Here is a 289-nt window from a genome sequence, read left to right as displayed (position 1 = left end):
AAAATTGGTTGCATGGCAGGTCAGGAATACAAGGTTTTAGATGCTATAGATGGAGTCTCAGCATTTAGAATGCAGATATATTATGACAAGAAATGGCTAAGTGAATGGCGGAGCGACGTTGTTTTACCTCACGCCGTTGAATTTACCATAGAATTGGAAGGTATTGGCATGATAAGACGAGTTGTTATTTTATTGAATAGTGGAGTTTTATAATTGTGAATAGTTTAGAGACACAGCATGGTGCTGCACTATTGCTAGTATTATCTATTCTATTATTGATTAGCGCAAT

At 36.3% G+C, this 289-nt stretch carries 1 protein-coding gene; it reads left to right on the top strand.

Going from position 1 to position 289, the window contains the following annotated elements; translation table 11 throughout:
- A partial coding sequence (locus V1952_RS22720) for a type II secretion system protein GspJ (RefSeq protein WP_420075656.1) occupies window positions 1-213 on the top strand: 213 nt, incomplete at its 5' end.
- Window positions 214-289: the final 76 nt, after the last annotated feature.

The sequence above is a fragment of the Yersinia sp. 2542 StPb PI genome, from assembly GCF_048593855.1.
Classification (GTDB): Bacteria; Pseudomonadota; Gammaproteobacteria; order Enterobacterales; family Enterobacteriaceae; genus Yersinia; species Yersinia enterocolitica_E.
Note: the sequence above shows the minus strand (reverse complement) of the source record. Positions and strands in the feature narration are given on the sequence as shown.